The sequence below is a fragment of the Stenotrophomonas sp. TWI700 genome, assembly GCF_039673645.1.
GTDB lineage: Bacteria > Pseudomonadota > Gammaproteobacteria > Xanthomonadales > Xanthomonadaceae > Stenotrophomonas > Stenotrophomonas maltophilia_AA.
Map to the genome: position 1 here is coordinate 42,188 of NZ_JBDJMB010000018.1, position 18,620 is coordinate 60,807.

Annotated in this window: 19 protein-coding genes; 15 read left to right on the top strand and 4 right to left on the bottom strand. The window is 65.6% G+C overall.

Going from position 1 to position 18,620, the window contains the following annotated elements; all coding sequences use genetic code 11:
* Positions 1–71 precede the first annotated feature (71 nt).
* From ABE473_RS13380 to ABE473_RS13390, 3 genes are read right to left on the bottom strand one after another with little or no spacing between them, the layout of a single operon-like run.
* Entirely contained in the window at positions 72–1,001 is a 930-nt protein-coding gene (locus tag ABE473_RS13380; RefSeq protein ID WP_346489798.1) for a hypothetical protein, read from the bottom strand.
* A gap of 46 nt (positions 1,002–1,047) precedes the next feature.
* Entirely contained in the window at positions 1,048–1,404 is a 357-nt protein-coding gene (locus ABE473_RS13385; protein WP_179458704.1) for a VOC family protein, read from the bottom strand.
* A gap of 11 nt (positions 1,405–1,415) precedes the next feature.
* Complete coding sequence (locus ABE473_RS13390; RefSeq protein WP_346489799.1) at positions 1,416–1,943, bottom strand: H-NS family nucleoid-associated regulatory protein; 528 nt, start codon at positions 1,941–1,943, stop codon at positions 1,416–1,418.
* Positions 1,944–2,019: 76 nt separating this feature from the next.
* On the opposite strand from ABE473_RS13390, the gene ABE473_RS13395 reads away from it, so the two are divergent.
* Entirely contained in the window at positions 2,020–2,394 is a 375-nt protein-coding gene (locus ABE473_RS13395; RefSeq protein WP_176988680.1) for a glycine zipper 2TM domain-containing protein, read from the top strand.
* Positions 2,395–2,446: 52 nt separating this feature from the next.
* Here the strand turns inward: ABE473_RS13395 and ABE473_RS13400 are convergent, their stop codons facing one another.
* Positions 2,447–3,349, bottom strand: coding sequence for a LysR family transcriptional regulator (locus ABE473_RS13400; protein WP_346489800.1), 903 nt, complete (start codon positions 3,347–3,349; stop codon positions 2,447–2,449).
* A gap of 99 nt (positions 3,350–3,448) precedes the next feature.
* On the opposite strand from ABE473_RS13400, the gene ABE473_RS13405 reads away from it, so the two are divergent.
* The 14 genes from ABE473_RS13405 (at position 3,449) to ABE473_RS13470 (ending at position 18,603) form a co-directional block, all read left to right on the top strand.
* Positions 3,449–3,778, top strand: a complete 330-nt coding sequence (locus tag ABE473_RS13405; protein ID WP_346489801.1) for a nuclear transport factor 2 family protein — start codon at positions 3,449–3,451, stop codon at positions 3,776–3,778.
* Complete coding sequence (locus tag ABE473_RS13410) at positions 3,775–4,557, top strand: SDR family oxidoreductase (RefSeq protein WP_346489802.1); 783 nt, start codon at positions 3,775–3,777, stop codon at positions 4,555–4,557. Before ABE473_RS13405 ends, ABE473_RS13410 begins: the two co-directional genes overlap by 4 nt.
* A 499-nt stretch (positions 4,558–5,056) precedes the next feature.
* Positions 5,057–5,329, top strand: coding sequence for a hypothetical protein (locus ABE473_RS13415; RefSeq protein WP_346489803.1), 273 nt, complete (start codon positions 5,057–5,059; stop codon positions 5,327–5,329).
* Between the two features lie 232 nt (positions 5,330–5,561).
* Positions 5,562–5,903 carry a metalloregulator ArsR/SmtB family transcription factor gene (locus ABE473_RS13420; protein ID WP_346489804.1) on the top strand — a complete coding sequence of 114 codons (342 nt, stop codon included), beginning with the start codon at positions 5,562–5,564 and terminating at the stop codon, positions 5,901–5,903.
* 209 nt (positions 5,904–6,112) lie between these two features.
* A complete protein-coding gene (locus ABE473_RS13425; RefSeq protein WP_346489805.1) occupies positions 6,113–8,773 on the top strand; it encodes a heavy metal translocating P-type ATPase in 2,661 nt (886 codons plus the stop codon).
* 214 nt (positions 8,774–8,987) lie between these two features.
* Positions 8,988–10,154, top strand: a complete 1,167-nt coding sequence (locus ABE473_RS13430; RefSeq protein WP_346489806.1) for an efflux RND transporter periplasmic adaptor subunit — start codon at positions 8,988–8,990, stop codon at positions 10,152–10,154.
* Positions 10,151–13,327, top strand: a complete 3,177-nt coding sequence (locus ABE473_RS13435) for an efflux RND transporter permease subunit (protein WP_346489807.1) — start codon at positions 10,151–10,153, stop codon at positions 13,325–13,327. The genes ABE473_RS13430 and ABE473_RS13435 overlap by 4 nt, the downstream gene beginning before the upstream one ends.
* Positions 13,324–14,829 (top strand): TolC family protein, encoded by a 1,506-nt coding sequence (locus ABE473_RS13440; protein WP_346489808.1) that lies wholly within the window; start codon positions 13,324–13,326, stop codon positions 14,827–14,829. The genes ABE473_RS13435 and ABE473_RS13440 overlap by 4 nt, the downstream gene beginning before the upstream one ends.
* A gap of 21 nt (positions 14,830–14,850) precedes the next feature.
* Positions 14,851–15,117 carry a glutaredoxin family protein gene (locus tag ABE473_RS13445; protein ID WP_346489809.1) on the top strand — a complete coding sequence of 89 codons (267 nt, stop codon included), beginning with the start codon at positions 14,851–14,853 and terminating at the stop codon, positions 15,115–15,117.
* Positions 15,118–16,137, top strand: a complete 1,020-nt coding sequence (locus tag ABE473_RS13450; RefSeq protein WP_346489810.1) for a 2Fe-2S iron-sulfur cluster-binding protein — start codon at positions 15,118–15,120, stop codon at positions 16,135–16,137.
* Positions 16,138–16,173: 36 nt separating this feature from the next.
* On the top strand, positions 16,174–16,446 hold the full coding sequence (locus ABE473_RS13455; protein WP_319207203.1) for a heavy-metal-associated domain-containing protein: 273 nt from the start codon (positions 16,174–16,176) through the stop codon (positions 16,444–16,446).
* A 25-nt stretch (positions 16,447–16,471) separates the two neighbouring features.
* Entirely contained in the window at positions 16,472–17,326 is an 855-nt protein-coding gene (locus ABE473_RS13460) for a hypothetical protein (RefSeq protein ID WP_346489811.1), read from the top strand.
* Between the two features lie 165 nt (positions 17,327–17,491).
* A complete protein-coding gene (locus ABE473_RS13465; protein WP_088433391.1) occupies positions 17,492–17,761 on the top strand; it encodes a hypothetical protein in 270 nt (89 codons plus the stop codon).
* 155 nt (positions 17,762–17,916) lie between these two features.
* Positions 17,917–18,603, top strand: a complete 687-nt coding sequence (locus tag ABE473_RS13470) for a hypothetical protein (RefSeq protein WP_346489812.1) — start codon at positions 17,917–17,919, stop codon at positions 18,601–18,603.
* The last annotated feature ends 17 nt before the right edge of the window (positions 18,604–18,620 follow it).

Consider the following 18,620-nt stretch of genomic DNA (forward strand, 5'->3'; position numbering starts at 1 on the left):
GCGGCTATCTCCTTATAGCGGGGTCAAACATCGCGTAGGTCTGGCCGCCATGCAGGCACCCACAGACCGCGTCATTCCACCAAGGCCAATTGTCCGGCAACAACCGGCCGCAGTGCCAGCTTGTGGGTGACGCTGGTGATCGTGCGGCGCGGATCGGTCGGATGCGGCCGGGAGGTGGTGCTGCTCCTGCCTTGGCGCCAAAGCCCGACCATCACGATCTCCGCGCCCACCGGGAAGGACTTCAGCCACGCGGCCTCGGGGTGCCCGACGCTGACTTCGTAGAAATCCCGGCGGTCGGTCACGCCGGTGTGCTGATACTTCGGGGCACAGTTGAGGAAGGTGACGCCATGGGGGTCACCGGGCTGCGGCGTGCGATGTGACCGCACGGTCCCTAGCAGCGCCATCGGCAGCTCGCTGGATGCTGAGCCAAGCCGTTCCCATGCCGCGTCGTAGCGGTCTTGCCAGTAGACGAAATTCGTCCAATCCACCCGCTTCTTGCCCAGGCGCAGGGTCAGCTGCGCGGCCAGCAGCGTGTCGTCCTCGCACATCGCCTGCAGCGTGAGCAGGTCGGTGAGGGTGCGCAGGTAACCGTCGAGCGGTGCGTCTGCCGGGAGAAGCGTCGGCCCCGCGCTGCCGCGTTTCAGGGCCTGCTGGAGGACCAACAAGCGAAGCTCATGCTTCCCATCATCCAGTGTGGGCAGGAACTCGGGATCGGCTCCGCTGGCAAGGAGGGCCTGCAGGTGCCCGGGGGCGTTGTAGCGGCAGCCGGGAAGATGTTCGGTGCCTTTCTGCAGCGCGATGTAGGCGGCGACCAGGAGGGGCGGGGCACGATCCACGCCGGGCCTGCTGTGCTCGGGGACGAACCGCACCGGCACGTTGCAGCCATCGCACAACAGGGTCGGCAGGGTCTGCTGCGCGTCATGGCGCTTCTGCAGGTCGCCCACCCGGTGCAGGGTGCCGTGCGTGCCCACCGCCTTGCGCATCTTGATTCCGCGACTCATCTGCAACCACTGCTTCGTTCAATGGCGACCATCATAGTCGCTTCGATCAGTCGCCCTGCGTCGCAAACCGCAGCCGGTTGTGGTCCGGATCGATCACCATCATCTCGCGCCCGCCCCAGGGCACGTCCGCCGGCGGTCGGAACACCGGCGCTCCGGCCGCGACAAACGCAGCGTGCAGTGCATCCACGTCCGGGACGTGGAAATAGACGGCGCCGCCAGGCTCGCAGTCGCCGGCATGCTCGCTCAGGAACAACGATTGGCCCTCACGGCTGATCTGCACGAACAGCGGCATGTCCGGGGCGAACCGGTGTTCCCAGTCGATTGCAAACCCCAGGCGCTGGTAGAAGGGCACGCTGACCGTGGCATCGGTCATGCGCAGCTGGGGGATGACGGTCTGCTGCATCAATGATCGCCTCAGCCCGGATAGGCAGGGAAACGCTGATCCGGGTGGGTTTTCTTCCATTCGGTATGCGCCACCGTGCCTTCCCAGGACAGGAAGGCATTGGGCACCCGGCCGCGGCCCGACCAGGTGGCGCCGCTGTGCGGCAACCAGAAACGTGGTGGCAGATCTTCTTTGGCGGCCTTGGCGGGCTTCTCACGCCTGGCCGGGCCTTCGGTTCCGACCAGTGCCTGGATCCTGCGCTGCTGCTCCGGAGTGAAGTCAGCGAAGCTGGTGCTCAGCAGCACAGTGACGCGTTCGTAGGCCTCCCGGGTAGCGGCCTTCAGCAGTGCCTGCTCATCCATGCCCGATCGCGCGACCTGCGCTGCGAGGCCGGCGTTGATCTTGGATGCGGAGCGGGCAGGGGAGGGCGTTCGGGGCATGGGATTCCAGGGTAGGTGGGACTGACGGAGGGCACGATAGCAAATGCCGGCGTGAAGCCATCGCAGATCGGCGCGAGGGGAAAGCTGTACTTTCGCCAAACTGAACAGGGGGAGGTTCATCTGCGGGTGCGCAATGTTCCGGCAATCTTCGGCCACCAGATTCGATTCAACACCGTTCCACTCAAAGGATCCAACGATGCTTACCTCGACCGCTTTCAGCTTCCGTGGCCTGGCCCTGGCGTTGGCCCTGACCGCTGGCGTGACCGCCGCAGGCAATGCCGATGCGATGTCGCGCAAGGACAAGAACACGCTGGTGGGTGCCGTAGTGGGTGGCGTCGCCGGGCACGTGTTGTCCAACGGCGATCCGCTGATGACCGCAGGTGGCGCAGTGGCGGGCGGTGCGATCGGCAACGTGACCACCAAGGATCGCCGCGACCGTGACTATCGCTACGACCGTGATCGCCGCTATGACCGCGACCACCGTTACGAGCGCAGCAGCCGCCACGACCGCCGTCATGACCAGCGCCGCTGGAACCAGGACCGTCGCCACCACAACCGCGGCTGGCGCTGACGGCTGGCCAGCAGGCAGCAACCGTGCGTTGAGGCATCCGCTTGGCGGTGCCTCAACGATCCCGATCCAGCAGGCAATCAATGAAGGCGCGCAATGCGGGCAGCAGGTGGCGCCGGCTGGAGTAGTAGAGGTACAGGCCAGGCACGGTAGGCGACCAATCGGCGAGGACGCGTTTGAGCCGCCCCTCCGCCAGGGCGTCTGCGATTCCTTCGTCGTCGTACGCGTAGAAAATGCCAAGGCCTTGCAGCGCCGCAGGGACCACGATGTCCTGGTGATTGGCGATCACGACGCCTTCGCCAAAAAACTCGACAGCCTGCGTGCCGTTCCTGAAGTCCCAGCCAGCCACTTTGCCGCTGCCCGGAAATCGCCAGTTGATGCAGGCATGACGATCCAGGTCTGCGGGCGATCGGGGTTCGCCATGTCGGGCCAGATAGTCGGGCGATGCCACCGCCAACAGCTGCACGTCCGGTGTGAGCCGGACGGCGACCATGTCCTTCTGCAGGCGGCCCCCCACGCGGATGCCCGCATCGAACCCTTCGCCGGCGATGTCGGTCAGCCCATCGTCGATCACGATATCGAGCACGACGTCCGGATGCGCTGCCGCAAATCGTCCGAGCCGGGGGGCAATCACCTTGTTGCGTGCGCCCATGCTGAGCGTGTTGATCCTCAGTGTGCCCGCAGGACGTGCGTGGGCGGCGACCGCCTGCGCGACCGCGTCCTCCATGTCGCGGAACATCGGGGCGATCCGTTCATGCAGGCTTCGCCCCGTCTCCGTCGCCGAGACGCTGCGCGTGGTCCGGTTCAACAGCCGAACGCCCAGCCGTGACTCCAGCTGGCGAATGATCTGGCTTAGGGCGGATCGCGACAGCCCGAGGTGATCGGCCGCCCGGGCGAAGCTGCCCCGGTCCACGACCGCCACAAAGGCCTTGAGCTCCGCAAATTCGGCACCGCGCATTGTGTACTGATTCCTGCATAGCCTGGTTCGATAATAGGTGATTCTCTTTATGATTGGCGCGGCTCAACCTAGGTTCCTGATCCCCAACGGAGCCTTTCGATGCAAGATCTGACCCTGCCCGAGCCGATTAAGGCGTACTTTGCTGCCGACCTCACGGACGCCCACGCGGTCGCACGCTGCTTCACCCCCGACGGACGCGTGCTGGACGAGGGGCAGCCCCACGTGGGACGCGCCGCGATCGAGGCCTGGAAGGCGGCTGCCTCGACCCGTTACCGCTACACCACCACGCCCCGCAGGCTGGAACAGCACGGGGGTGCCTATGTCGTGACCAGTCACGTCTCGGGCGACTTCCCCGGCAGCCCGGTGGATCTGCGCTACACCTTCACCCTGAAGCAGGGCAGGATCGCCACGCTGGAGATTGCGCCGTGAGCTTCGATCTCCAGTTGGCCGGCACGCGGGTAGTGGTTACCGGTGGAACGCGCGGCGTCGGTGCCGCCGTCGTCGACCTCCTGGCCCGGCTTGATGCCCGGATCGTGGCGACGGCGCGATCGCTGCCGCCGAGCGGGAACAAGGCCGTCCACTACGTCGCCGCAGACCTTTCCACGGCCGAGGGTGCCCGTCATGCAGCGGCTGCGGCACTACGCCACCTCGGCGGAATCGATGTCCTGATCAACGTGGCGGGCGGCTCGTCTGCCCCCGCGGGCGGATTTGCCGTGCTGGACGACGTCGAATGGATGAAGGAACTCGATCTCAACCTGATGTCCGCGGTACGCCTCGACCGCGCACTGCTGCCGGCGATGATCGCCCAGGGGGCCGGGGTGATCCTGCACGTGACGTCGATCCAGCATGAATTACCACTGCCCGATGCCACGACGGCATACGCCGCTGCCAAGGCCGCGCTGTCGACGTACAGCAAGGCGTTGTCAAAGGAAGTCACGCCCAAGGGCGTGCGCGTGGTGCGCGTATCGCCAGGGTGGATCGAGACGGAGGCTGCCATCGCACTGGTCGAGCGTGTCGCCGCACAGGCGGGCACCGACCAGGAAGGCGGCAAGCAGTTGGTCATGCAGCAACTGGGCGGCATCCCGCTCGGACGCCCCGCCAGACCGGAGGAAGTAGCCGATCTCATCGCCTTCCTCATCTCGCCACGGGCCGGCGCGATCTCCGGGACGGAACACACCATCGATGGTGGAACCGTGCCGACGGCGTGACCGTGGTGGATGCGGCTCTATCCCTGCCCGGAGAGCATCCACGCGCAGGAGACAACAATCACGAGGACGCAGACGGCCAGGCATATCCAGGCCCTTCGGCTGCCAGCCTGGCCAAGCGAGTCGATCAGCGCGCTGAAGATGTGGCCAATGAAGTCCATGATTCGTTTCCCTTGGAATCGGCGGTGCAATCAGAGTTTCGCGGATGCCATTTAGATCGCGACACGCCAACTGAGTGAGGCCGTCACGACGCATGACGGATGCCGCACAAGCACCATAGAATGGGAATTCGGCCGTCGCCAATGAATTCTGGAAGGTGCCATGGGAACTGGGATGCGCCTCACATCCAATCGATCACGCGGCACATCAGCGACGAATTATTCCGTTGATGCAGCTCGCAGGATGGGACGCAACGTGGATATCCTCAAGAAGACCAGGCCGGGCGCTACGCTGGGCGAGACCGTGGGTAGGCTATTGCATGCTGGGTATCACGGAGTCGGATGTGAGTGACGCATCGCATCGCATAAGGACGCACATCCAGTCCGGCGACCATGCGCAGGCCTATGCCGTTGGCAAGGCGGCCTTGCGTGATATGCCTGACAACCAGGCCGTGCTGTCTGCACTTTTCGAGCTGACAGCAACGCTCCGTTCCGAGTGCATGGACATGGCGAGCCGAAGAATGGACGCGAGCACCACGTACGCAGCCACCGAAGGGCTTCTGCGTGAGGTCAATGAACTCACCGGGCAGGACATGTACGGTCGGCCCCAGGGCTAGTTGGCCAGCGATCTGTGTCGCACTGCGGGCGATGGTTCCCTTGGCACCCTGCCAGGAAGCTGCCACCCACCATGGTAATGTTGTCCCATCGATCCGGGACGCGCGCACGGCGGCGCGTTCCTTTTGGCACTGCGGTGATTGGACTACCCATGGCGATGAACCCCCTCAACAAGACCTGCCGAGCGCCGGGCGCCGGCCAGGCCACTGTCTGCTGCGTGGCAGGGATCTCGCCATGAGCGACAGCGCACCCCATGCGGACATTTCAGTCCTGGAGGAACTGAGCCAGGGCGATACAGCGACGCTGGCGGAAACGTTCCGGCTGCTCGGTGACCCCTCGCGTCTACGGATACTGATGTGCTGCATGAAGGGATCGGCGTCCGTTGGCGAAATCGCCGAGTGCCTGGACTTGTCGCAATCGCTGGTCAGCCATCACCTTCGATTGCTTCGGGGTGCCCGGCTGGTCAAGGGCGTCCGGCAGGCCAAGCAGGTCATCTACGAGATCGCTGATAGCCATGTGAGCCAGGTGTTGTTGGATATGGCCAACCATATCGCCGAGGATCACGGCGACGACTGAGCCGTTTGCCGGCGTCGTGCAACCCTGACCCAGCGCCAGGGTTGAACAGGAGCTGTCCCACCTCTCCAACCCGGCAGATACGGGCGCCCCAAATCACCGCATACATATGAACACATGTACATATGTGGTAATGTGCGCGCACTGGTTTTCCTCAGTCATCCGTTCTTGCTGGCCGCCGTCGAGGTGTTTGCCGGCCCAGGAGAAGCACCGTGTCCACCGTCATTTCGCAACAGTGTGGCAACATCGAGCAGCTGGAGTTCCGCGTCGAAGGAATGGACTGCGCCAGTTGTGTGGCCAAGATCGAGACAGCGCTGGTACGCATGGGGGGGCTGTCGGATGTGACAGTGAACTTTTCCGCTGAGACGCTCGCGCTTCATCGGCAGCTCAGCGGCCGCACGACCGAGGCCCAGATCGTGAAGAAGATCCGGTCGCTTGGGTTTGAGGTGTCCCGTCTGACGCCTTCCCGCTCAGCCGGCCAAGGAACTGACCTGCGCGCCAGTCCCGGGTCAAGCACGCGGGGTACCTGCGACGGACAGCATCACGACCACCCACATGAAGATCACCGGCATGCGCACGCTTCCGGTCCGGGTGATGACCAAGAACGCTCCAATGAGCATGGACACTGCTCGCATACGCCGGAATCGCACGACCACGCGCCTCAGTCGGCCCCCGGCAACGGGAGCGATGATGTGCATGGGAATCCTGATCTGGTCATGCGCGTTGAGGGAATGGACTGTGCAAGCTGCGTAGGCAAGATCGAAACCGCCTTGCATCGCATGCCTGGGGTGCTCGCCGCCCGCGTGAACTTTGCCGCGGAATCCCTTGAAGTCACCCTGGCTGAGAATGCCGTCAGCGCCGCCGATATCGTCAAGACCATCAAGACCCTGGGGTTTGAGGTCTTCGACGTCCGTCTGAAATCCGACGCCGCCATCGATGACAGGTCAGCGCATCATCCCGCGCGACCGCAGCGGTGGTGGCAGACCAGGAAGGGCCGGTATGTGGTCGGCCTGGGATCGCTCATGGGCGTTGCCTACGTTGTCGCCCATCTGATTCCGAGCCTGGAGGCGTGGATCTTTGGCGCCGCCGTGGTGGCTGGCGTCATTCCCTTTGCACGCAAGGCATTTGCACTGGCGGTCTCCGGGTCGCCGTTCTCCATTGAAACCTTGATGGTGACCGCCGCCGTAGGGGCGTTGGTGATCGGCGAGGCCGAGGAAGCCGCAGCGGTGGTATTCCTGTTCGCCATTGGCGAGCTTCTTGAAAGCGTTGCCGCTGGACGTGCGCGCGCCGGCATCAAGGCCCTGGCATCGCTGGTGCCCAAGACGGCCGTGCTGCTGCCGGCAAGCGGCGGACAGCGCACTGTGTCGGCCTCGTCGCTACGGATCGGCGACAGGGTCCTGGTCCGCCCGGGTGATCGGGTACCGGCAGATGGAAAAATCCTGGACGGACATTCGAGCCTGGACGAATCGCCTATCACCGGCGAGTCCATGCCGCGCACCAAGACCATCGACGAACCGGTTTTTGCCGGGTCCATCAACACTGACGGGGTGCTGGACGTCCTGGTTGAAAAGGTCGCGTCGGACAACACGATCTCCCGGATCATCCATCTGGTCGAGCAGGCCCAGTCGGCGAAAGCGCCGACGGCTCGGTTCATCGAGAATTTCAGTCGCTACTACACGCCGATCGTCATGGCCGTCGCCCTGCTGGTGGTGGTGGTACCGCCGACGTTGCTGGGTGGCGAGTGGGGTACCTGGCTCTATCGCGGCCTGGCCCTGCTGCTGATCGCCTGCCCGTGCGCGCTGGTCCTGTCGACCCCCGCCGCGATCGCATCCGGGTTGGCGGTCGCCACGCGTCGCGGGCTGTTGATCAAGGGTGGCAACGTGCTGGAGATGATCGGCCGCGTGGACACAATCGCCTTCGACAAGACCGGGACACTCACCGAAGGCAAGCCGAAGGTGACCAAGGTGGTGGCCTTCGACGGCTATGGCGAGGCGCAGGTGCTGAGCATGGCGGCAGCGGTGGAAAGCGCCTCCAGCCACCCATTGGGCAAGGCCATCATCGCGCATGCGCAGTCAAGGAAGCTGGCCATCGACCGCGCCGTTGATGCATCGTCGACCCCGGGCCGGGCAGTACATGCGACGGTCAACGGTCGCCGTCTTGCGGTGGGCTCACCCGCTTACGCCACCGAAGCAGGTGGGGTGGACGCGACGCTGCGCAACACCATTGCGTTGCTCGAAGCCAGCGGCAATACCGTCGTTGCCTTGATCGATGAACAGAAGGCCGCCGTACTGGGACTGGTCGCCCTGCGCGATGAGCCACGTGCCGATGCACGACAGGGCGTAGCGGATCTCAAGGCGCTGGGTGTGCGTTCGATCATGCTCACCGGCGATAACCGGCGCACCGCCGATGCCATTGCGGCCGGCCTCGGGGTGGAATGTGAGTCCGAACTGCTCCCCCAGGACAAGCTCCGTCTGGTCAACCAGATGAAGCAATCGTCCCGGGTTGCGATGGTGGGGGACGGAATCAACGATGCACCTGCGCTGGCGGCTGCCGATGTGGGCATCGCGATGGGAGGGGGTACCGATGTTGCCCTCGAGACCGCCGATGCCGCGCTGCTCAAGAGCCGGGTAACCGACGTGGCCCACCTGATCGCGCTGTCGCGGGCGACCATGGCGAACATCCACCAGAACGTGGTGTTCGCACTGGGGCTGAAGGGGCTGTTCCTGGTCACCAGCGTCATGGGCGTCACCGGCCTGTGGGTGGCGGTGCTGGCCGATACCGGGGCGACCGCGCTGGTCACACTCAACGCACTCAGGCTGCTCCGGTTCAAGGGAGCGGGCACCGCGCCATCATCCGGCAGCGATAGGCCCTAGCCCCCGACGTTCTTCGCAGTACTCCCTGCGCCCGGCCTGCCTCAGTGCACCGGGCGGCCTTGCTGCGCCCGCGTATCGGCCATCGCATCGGCACTCCCGGCCACCCGCACAGAAACTGCTTGACCTTCCCAGCGTGTCATGCCGGACAACGGTCGCCGGAGCCGTTCCGGTTCAGCAATCCAGACAACCAACCGCAGTCGCGAAAGGCACAACGATGACACTCACGCGCACCACCTTGATGACCCTGGCGATCGGCGCCGCACTCGCCCTCGCTGGATGCGGGGAGACCGCGCCCGGCGCGGGCTCCACCCAGCCGCCCGGTGTGCCGGTCGCCGAGGTCATCGTCCGTCCGGTAACGCCCTTCGCCGAATTCACCGGCTCGCTGACGGCGGTCAAGCAGGTGGAACTGCGCCCGCGCGTTGCCGGTTACATCCAGCAGGTCAGCGTGCCGGAGGGAAGCTTCGTGGAGAAGGGCAAGGCGCTCTTCCACATCGACCCGCGACCGTTCCAGGCCGCACGCGATGCGGCTGCCGCGCGTCTGCGCGAAGCGCAAGCGGCCTCGGCGCTCGCCCAGGCCGACCACGCACGCGCCGAGCAGCTGTTCGCGCAGAAGATCGTGGCCCGCAACCGGCTGGACTCGGCCACGGCGGCGTTGAATGCTGGCAAGGCACAGGTGGACGCGGCCAAGGCGGCGCTGGATGCCGCGCAGCTGGACCTGGGCTTCACCCACGTCACGTCCCCGATCAGCGGTCGGGTAGGGCAGGTACTGGTCACTGAAGGCAACTTCGTTGCCGCCGGGGTGACGCCGCTCACCACGATCGTGTCGATCAACCCCCTCCACGTCTACTTCGACGTGGACGAGCGCACCTATCTGCGCTCACTGGCTGCGGGCCGCACGCAGGACGCCGCCGCCGGCCCGGAAGCGGCCAAGGTTGCGGTGGCGCTGGTCACCGACAAGGACTACAGCCGCGAAGGGCGACTCGATTTCCTCTCCAACGCGGCGGATCGCGGGACGGGGACGGTGCGCGTGCGCGCGGTGATCGACAACCCCGATGGTCAGCTCACCCCCGGCCTGTTCGCCAAGGTAAGACTGGAGGCGGGTCCGTCGAAGGACCGGGTACTTGTGTCGGATCAGTCGATCAGCACCGATCAGGGCCACCGGTATGTGTTGGTGGTGGGGAAGGGGGATACGACCGAATACCGCCCGGTCGAACTCGGCCCCGTCGTGGATGGACTGCGGGTCATCGAGCAGGGCCTGCAACGTGGCGACCGCATCGTCGTCAAGGGCCTGGTGCGCCCCGGCATGAAGGTGACGCCGCAGGCGAGTGCCATTGACGGTACGCCGCTGAAGGCGCCGGCGAAGAAAGGAGCGGCGCAGTGAATTTCCCGCGTTTCTTCATTGATCGGCCGATCTTCGCCATCGTGCTGTCGGTGCTGATGGTGATCGCCGGCATCGTCGCCTTCTTCCAGCTGCCGCTGAGCGAGTATCCGGCGGTGACGCCGCCTACTGTCCAGGTCACGGCGTCCTATCCGGGTGCCAATCCCAAGGTGATCGCCGAGACGGTGGCTGCACCCCTGGAGCAGGCCATCACCGGTGTCGAAGGCATGATGTACATGTCTTCGCAGTCCGCGACCGACGGCCGGATGATCCTCACCGTCACCTTTGCCGACGGGACCAATCCGGACATGGCACAGGTCCAGGTGCAGAACCGGGTCTCGCGTGCGTTGCCGCGCCTGCCTGCGGAAGTGCAGCGCCAGGGCGTGGTGACCCAGAAGACGTCTCCCGACATCCTGATGGTGGTCCACCTGCTGTCGCCGGACAAGCGGTACGACCCGCTCTACATCTCCAACTATGCCTATCTGCAGGTACGCGATGAGCTGTCCCGCATTCCCGGCATCAGCGATGTGCTGGTCTGGGGAGCGGGCGAGTACAGCATGCGGCTCTGGCTGGATCCCAGCCTCATCGCCGCCCGTGGCTTGACCGCCGGCGATGTCATTGCCGCGGTGCGCGAGCAGAATGTGCAGGTCGCCGCCGGTTCGGTCGGGCAGTCGCCGGATTCCACCGCCGCCTTCCAGGTGACCGTGAACACGCTGGGCCGCCTGACCGACGAAGAACAGTTCGGCGACATCATCATCCGCACCGGCGCTGACGGCCAGGTCACCCGCCTGCGCGACGTCGCACGGATCGAGATGGGCGCCGATGCCTATGCGCTGCGCAGCCTGCTCGATGGTGAGCCGGCGGTGGCCCTGCAGATCATCCAGAGCCCGGGTGCGAATGCACTCGATGTGTCGGCTGCCGTGCGCGAGACCATGGGCAGGCTGGAGAAGAACTTCCCGGAAGGCCTGTCGTCGCGCATCGCGTATGACCCGACGGTCTTCGTGAGGGCCTCGCTGGAATCTGTCGCGACCACGCTGCTGGAAGCGATCATCCTGGTGGTCATCGTCGTGGTGCTGTTCCTGCGCAACTGGCGGGCCTCGCTGATCCCGTTGCTGGCCGTCCCGGTCTCCCTGATCGGCACCTTCGCCGTGATGCATCTGATGGGGTTCTCGCTCAACACGCTGTCCCTGTTCGGCCTGGTGCTGTCCATCGGCATCGTCGTCGATGATGCGATCGTGGTGGTGGAGAACGTCGAACGGCATATCGAGGACGGCGAGGAGCCGCTGGAGGCGGCGCGGCGTGCCATGCGCGAGGTGACCGGGCCGATCATCGCGATCACCTCGGTGCTGGCTGCGGTATTCATTCCCACGGCCTTCCTGACCGGCCTGCAGGGCGAGTTCTATCGCCAGTTCGCCCTGACGATCGCGATCTCCACGATTCTGTCCGCGGTCAACTCGCTCACGCTCAGCCCGGCGCTGGCCGGGATGCTGCTGCGACCGCGCACGATCGCACCTCCACGCGATCCGCGCAGCCTGCGTGGCCGTGCCGGGCGGGTGTTCGAGCGACTCAGCCGTCCCTTCGAGCGTGCACCGGATGCGTATGGCAATGGCGTGCGCAAACTCGTGCGGGTCAGTGGGGTAGCGCTGTTTGTTTACGGTGGATTGCTCGCGCTGACCTTGTTCGGATTCAAGGTGGTGCCGCCCGGGTTCGTGCCGATGCAGGACAAGTATTACCTGGTGGGCATCGCGCAGTTGCCCAACTCGGCCTCGTTGGACCGCACCGACGACGTCGTCAGGCAGATGTCGAAGCTCGCGCTTGCCGAGCCGGGCGTCGAGAGCGTGGTCGCCTTCCCGGGGCTGTCCATCAATGGTTTCGTCAACGTGCCCAACGCAGCGGTCATGTTCGTCATGCTCGATCCGTTCAAGGACCGTACGTCACCTGATCTCGCGGCGACGGCGATCGCAGGGCGTCTGCAGGCGAAGTTTGCCGGCATCCAGGATGGCTTCCTTGGTGTGTTCCCGCCGCCGCCCGTCCCCGGGCTGGGCGCCACGGGCGGCTTCAAGATGCAGATCGAGGATCGCGGCGGAGTGGGGCTGGACGCCCTGGTCCAGCAGACCCAGATCCTGATGATGAAGGCCACCGAATCCGGCCAGGTCGCCGGGTTGATGACCAGCCTGGATGTCAACGCGCCGCAGCTTGACGTGGTGATCGACCGGACCAAGGCCAAGAGCCAGGGCGTGCCCTTGGCCGATGTCTTCGAGTCACTCCAGGTTTACCTCGGCTCGCTGTACATCAACGACTTCAACCGCTTCGGTCGCACCTACAAGGTCACCGCCCAGGGCGACGCGGAGCATCGCATGCAGGCCGAAGCGATCGGCCAACTGCAGGTGCGCAATGCCGCCGGTCAGATGCTGCCGCTGTCGTCATTCGTGACGGTCACGCCGAGCTCGGGTCCGGACCGTGTCATCCACTACAACGGCTATCCCTCCGCCGACATCTCCGGCGGCGCGCCCCCCGGGGTCAGCTCTGGGCAGGTCGTGGCGGTGATGGAACGCTTGGCCAAGGAAGTGCTGCCCGAGGGCGTGAGCTTTGAGTGGACCGAACTGACCTACCAGCAGAAGCTGGCCGGTGACGCGGCGCTGTACATCTTCCCGCTGTGTGTGCTGCTCGCCTACCTGATCCTCGCCGCGCAGTACAACAGCTGGTTGCTGCCGTTGTCGGTGCTGCTGATCGTGCCGATGTGTCTGCTCAGCGCGATCGGCGGGGTCTGGCTGATGGGGGGCGACAACAACGTGTTCGTGCAGATCGGCCTGATCGTCCTGGTCGGGCTGGCGGCAAAGAACGCGATTCTGATCGTCGAGTTCGCCCGGACACTCGAGGCAGAGGGATGGGCCACCGTCGATGCGGTGGTGGAAGCATGTCGACTGCGGCTGCGTCCCATTGTGATGACGTCGTTGGCCTTCATCGCCGGTGTGGTGCCGCTGGTACTGGCGACCGGCGCGGGCGCCGAGATGCGCCAGGCGATGGGCGTCGCGGTCTTTGCCGGCATGTTGGGGGTGACCGTGTTCGGCCTGTTCCTGACGCCGGTGTTCTATGTGGTGATCCGCCGCATTTCGTCCCGCTTCGAGAGGCGCAAGCGTGGCGCCAGCCATCCTGCACAGGAGAGTGCGTCGTGAACGATCGTCGCCGCAGGCTGTTCCTGCTTCCTCTTGCCGCAGGCGTGATGCTGTCCGCGTGCGCGTCGGTGGGGCCCAACGTCGCCTCGCCGTCGCTGCCCAATCTGCCGTCGGCGCCGTTCCCCACCGAATTCCGCGTGGGGTCGGCCGGGCTTTCACCCGGTGCAGTGGACGCGGCGTGGTGGCAGTCCTTTGATGATCCGGTGCTGACCTCGCTCATCCAGCGCGCATGGGCGGCCAACCATGACATCGGGCTTGCAGCCGCACGCCTGGACGAAGCCAAGGCGATGCTTCGCGAGAGTCGGCAGGGCTACCTGCCACGCGGCAGCGTCGGCGTCGGGCATGAGAACCGTCGGCTCGGCGAAGTGGAACGCGGACCGGGCCAGGCGCGCCGGACCGAGACCTATCGGGCTGCAGTCGATGCGTCCTGGGAGATCGATCTGTTCGGCCGTGTCCGCCGCTCGGCGGAAGCAGCACGGGCCGACGCCGGTTCGCGCGAAGCGCTGCTGCGCGATGTGCAGGCCAGCGTGGCGGCGGCGGTGGCGGCCACCTGGTTCGAGCTGGGCGGGCTGGAGGCGGAGCTCGGCGTGGTTGCCGAGATCACCCGGAGCCAGCGCGACAGTCTGCGGCTGGTCGAGGGGCTGGTGGAGGCCGGCTCGGCCAATGAGGTCGACCGGCTGCGGGCGGACGCCGCGCTGCGCGCCGTTGAAGTGGTGGCGCCCGAACTGGCGCACCGCCGTACCGTGGCCTCGAACGCGCTCGCCATCCTGCTGGGTGAAACACCGCAGACCTTCGCCGCACCCTCGACCTCAACCGCACGCGACGTGCTGGCGGTCCGCAGGATCGCCGTGGGTGACCCCGCGGCGCTGCTGGCACGGCGTCCGGACATCGAAGCGGCGGAGTTGAGCCTGGCGGCAGCGACGGCACGCATCGGGGTGGAGACCGCGGGGCTGTATCCCCAGATCGAGGTGCAGGGGTCGATTGGCGTGGTGGCGGGCAGCCTGGGCTCCACGGGCGGGAGTTCGGCGCTGTCCAGCCTTCTGGCACCGCTGCTGCGCTGGTCCTTCCTCGACAGCGGACGGGTTCGCGCCAGGATCGCGGCGAGCGAAGCACGTGCGCGTGAAGCGCTGATCCGCTACGACCAGACCGTGCTGCGTGCGCTGGAGGAAACCGACAACGCGTTCGGTGCCTTCAGCTCGGCCGGCGAGGCGCTGCAGCTCCGGCTCCAGGAAGCGTCCGCTACGGGTCAGGCAGCAGGCCTTGCACGCGCGCAGTTCACCCACGGCGAGGGCATCTATCTGGATGTCCTGGATGCGGAACGGGCCGACTTCGCCAGCCGGCGTGCCTTGGTGGTAGCCCGGACCAACCAGCGCCTGGCCATTGTCAGCATCTACAAGGCGCTGGGCGGTGGCTGGCTGCCCTGCACGCGGGAAGAGATCGACTGTGGTGGTGCAAGCGGCGCGCCGGATGGGCGATTCACCACGCTTCTGCCGCGGCCTTAGACCTGCCTGAAGGAGACCACCATGAGCAACAGATCCCATCCTCCCGTCATTCTCTACACGACACCGACATGCCCGGATTGCCATGCGCTGAAAGCGTGGCTGGATCGCGAGGGAGTCGTGTTCGAAGAGCGCGATCTATCGATCCGCCAGGTGATGGAGGAGGCCAAGGCGCGCACCGGTGTGCGGATAGCGCCGATCACCCTCGCGGGTGAGTCGGTTTTCTACGGCACCTTCCTGACCCAGAGGCCGCTGCTGACCGCGGCCCTCGGCCTGTCTGGAGCCGCCTGAGTGAGCGACAGGACCCGACATGTCGAACTACGCTCCGCAGGACGAACCCTCGTCGTGCCGGAGGGAACCACCGTGCTGGACGCCGCGTTGGCCGCGGAGGTGGCGTATCCGCATGGCTGCCGCTCTGGCAGGTGCGGGTCCTGCCTGTCCCGCGTGATCAGCGGGAATGTCGTGCACCTGGAGCACAGTCGCTTCGCACTCACGGACGAGCAGAAGGCCCAGGGCCTGTTCCTGGCGTGCCGTGCGCTGCCGGGAAGCGACCTGGTCGCTGCCTATGCGGGTGATGTCGACGCATGTCCTTCGCCCGCGATGCAGCGCCTGGCGTATCGGGTTGTGGCGATCGAAACCCTGACCCATGACATCAAACGTATCCGGCTCGCCACCTGCGGCGCCGAGCTGGCGTTCAATGCCGGCCAGTATGCGCGACTGACGTTCCCGGGCGTTCCACCGCGCGATTACTCGATGGCCGGCGGTGCGCTCGATGGCGAGCTCGATTTCCATATTCGCCGCGTGCCGGGCGGAGCCGTGACCGAGTGGATCCACGCGTCGCTGAAACCGGGAGATCCCGTGCTGGTGGAAGGGCCCCTGGGCGTCTCCCATCTGCGCAGCCAGCACGACGGCCCCATGCTCTGCATCGCCGGGGGCTCGGGCCTGGCCCCCATCCAGGCCATCGTGCACGCGGCGATCGCGGCGGGCATGTCGCAGCCGATCCATGTCTACGTGGGCGCACGCACTCTCCGTGACCTGTACCGGGTGGCGCATTTCCAGCGACTGGCGCAGACCCAGCGCAATCTGACGTTTACCCCCGTGCTGTCCCACGATCAGCGGCAGACGATGTGGCGGACCGGCTGGGTGACCGAAGCCGTGGCCGAGGATCATCCGCATGTTGAAGGGTGGAAGGCCTACGTGGCCGGGCCGCCGTTGATGGTGGATGCAGCCATGCGCGTCCTCAGGGCAGGGGGGCTGCGCCAGGACGATCTCCACGCCGATGTCTTCTTTACGCCGGACACCGCTGCATGAACGGAAACCCAGGGGCAGGCGGAGATTGCAGAACAGGTGATTGACATTGCCACGCTGTCAACGCCGAAGGTGATTGCTGTACCACTCAATCAGGAAAACACCATGCTTCAGTTCCACATTCCCAACATGACGTGCGGGTCCTGCGCCAGGCCGGTGAGAGATGCCCTGCTGAGCGTCGACCCGCTGGCGCAGATCGAGACCGACACGCCGGCGCGACAGGTGCGCGTCGAAACCGCGCTGGACGAAGCCGCCTTCATCGCGGTGCTGGCAGAGGCGGGGTATCCGCACCAGCCGCAGCCGCGCCCGTAATTCCCTTCTCGAGGAGAAACGTCACATGTTCATGAAACAGCTTCTTACCTTCGGCGTCGCCGCCCTCGGTACCGTGGCCCTGCCGTCTTCGGCGTCCGACGCATCGATCAAAGGCGCCTTTGCGCTTTCCGGTACGACCGAGAAGGTCATCGCCCAACTGTCCATCGAAGAAACCGGCCCGCTGTCCCGCGATCTGCTCATCACCTTCGCCGACAAAACCACCGGGAAGCGCATCGCGCAGTTTGACGAAGAGTTGACGCAGGAGCTGCATGTGCTCGCGACCGACAGCGCATTCTCCACCTTCCTGCACGAGCATCCCGGAAAAGCGGGGCCGGACGGTCAGTTCCGGGTCGCGATGACCTTCCCCAAGCCCGGCGTTTACCATGTCTTCGCCGACGCAATGCCGACCGGGCTGGGCCAGCAGGTGGTTCGATTTGACGTCAACGTGAGTGCCCCCGCCGGCGCGACGTCCTCCCAGCCGGTTTCGGCCCCGAGGGAAGGGACCGATGGTCCGTATACGGTCCAGCTGGACAAGGCCGGTCTGCAGGCGGGCAAGGAAAGCATGTTGAACCTGACGGTGTTGAAGAACGGCACGCCGGCGCAGGACCTGGGCCTGTATCTGGGCGTGCCGGCGCATGCGGTGTTCGTCGGGACCGATGATCTCGCCTACGTTCATGCGCATGCAATGTCCGCCGATGCCGCCAAAGCTGCACACGGTGGACATGGCGCAGCGCATCCGCAGGTCGGGCCGGTGTCGGCACGGATGATGCTCCACGCACAGCCGCCTCATGCGGGCCGATATGCACTCTGGATCCAGTTCATGGCCAGTGATGAAATCCGCACGGTGCCGTTCGTGGTGGATGTTGCGAAGGGCTCTTAAGACAGCGCCACCGCATGGCCGTGAGCGGATGCTTGCGGCCATGAAGCGCTGGGATTCAGGTTCTTCACGCTCCCTCTACGTCGCCCAGCTTCAACTGAATGCCGGTCATGGCTTTGGCGTAAAGGCCGCTATAGTCCGAACACCCCAGACGAAGGAGGCAGTGCAATGATTCTGACCAAACAACACCTGACGACCGCGCGTACGCTTGCTGTGGCGCTTGTCGCTACCGTCGGCCTGAGTGCCTGTGCGACCTACAAAGACGAGTTTGCAACGATCAACTCCCGCCTCGACCAGCTCGACGTGAAGGTGCAGGGCGCGGCGCAGAGCGCAGAGTCCGCCAATCAGTCGGCGCAGCAGGCCAACCAGCGTCTCGATCAGATCGAGGGCCGCGTCCAGCAGCTCGAACAAGCACCGCGTCGCAAGCCGCGCGGCTGATCGTTCCCGCACCATGTATCACGCAAGTCACGTGTGAATCGGAAACCAGTGGCCTTTGCGGGCCACTGGTTTCCTGTGGTTGTGCAGTCTTCAATGCAAGGAATTGTCCCATCGGTACGCACTCATACCCTGTAACCCGGGCCCTGCGTGGCGCATTGGCCGTGGCGCTGGCGTTCACGAGCATCGGCGTGGCCAGCGCCGAGGATGCTCCCGCTCAGCCAGCCGCCGCCGTCGATGAGCTTCCGCAAGGGCAGAACGTGTCCGAGACCGTGATTGAACTCGCGGGCTGGATCGTCGCGAGCAAGGACAGCCAAGGCTATCCGTTCGCGATCATGGACAAGGCCGCTGCGCAGATCCTGGTCTTCGATGGCGAAGGTCGGCTTCGCGGTGCCGCGCCCGGGCTGTTCGGCTCGGCGACCGGCGACCATATCGCGCCGGGGATCGCCGGTCTCGCCCTTCGCGAAATTCCAGGCCGGGATCGCACGACGCCCGCCGGGCGCTTTGTGGGCGGCTTCGGGCCGTCCATCGACGCGGGCCGCGTCCTGTGGGTGGACTACGATTCCGCCGTCTCCATCCACCCGACGGCGACGGGCGTCCCGAAAGAGCGACGCGCCGAGCGGCTGGCATCGGCGTCGCCGGACGACAATCGTGTCACCCATGGCTGCATCAATGTCTCGCCGGCGTTCTACGAGCAGATCATTCAATCCACGTTCGAGCGCGGCGGGGTGTTCTACGTGCTGCCCGACAAAGCCTCGATGGCGGAGACCTTCCCCGAGTTCGCGAAGAATCGCGCGACTGCGCAGGAGAAGGATGGAGCAGACGCGGGTGCCACCGGCAAGTAGGCCGGCCTGATCGGCCA

Bases quoted from the DNA above. Each gene is read 5' to 3' on its own strand.
- ABE473_RS13380 (WP_346489798.1), bottom strand. From the start codon at position 1,001: ATGAGTCGCGGAATCAAGATGCGCAAGGCGGTGGGCACGCACGGCACC.
- ABE473_RS13385 (WP_179458704.1), bottom strand. From the start codon at position 1,404: ATGCAGCAGACCGTCATCCCCCAGCTGCGCATGACCGATGCCACGGTC.
- ABE473_RS13390 (WP_346489799.1), bottom strand. From the start codon at position 1,943: ATGAACCTCCCCCTGTTCAGTTTGGCGAAAGTACAGCTTTCCCCTCGC.
- ABE473_RS13395 (WP_176988680.1), top strand. From the start codon at position 2,020: ATGCTTACCTCGACCGCTTTCAGCTTCCGTGGCCTGGCCCTGGCGTTG.
- ABE473_RS13400 (WP_346489800.1), bottom strand. From the start codon at position 3,349: ATGCGCGGTGCCGAATTTGCGGAGCTCAAGGCCTTTGTGGCGGTCGTG.
- ABE473_RS13405 (WP_346489801.1), top strand. From the start codon at position 3,449: ATGCAAGATCTGACCCTGCCCGAGCCGATTAAGGCGTACTTTGCTGCC.
- ABE473_RS13420 (WP_346489804.1), top strand. From the start codon at position 5,562: ATGAGCGACAGCGCACCCCATGCGGACATTTCAGTCCTGGAGGAACTG.
- ABE473_RS13430 (WP_346489806.1), top strand. From the start codon at position 8,988: ATGACACTCACGCGCACCACCTTGATGACCCTGGCGATCGGCGCCGCA.
- ABE473_RS13445 (WP_346489809.1), top strand. From the start codon at position 14,851: ATGAGCAACAGATCCCATCCTCCCGTCATTCTCTACACGACACCGACA.
- ABE473_RS13460 (WP_346489811.1), top strand. From the start codon at position 16,472: ATGTTCATGAAACAGCTTCTTACCTTCGGCGTCGCCGCCCTCGGTACC.
- ABE473_RS13465 (WP_088433391.1), top strand. From the start codon at position 17,492: ATGATTCTGACCAAACAACACCTGACGACCGCGCGTACGCTTGCTGTG.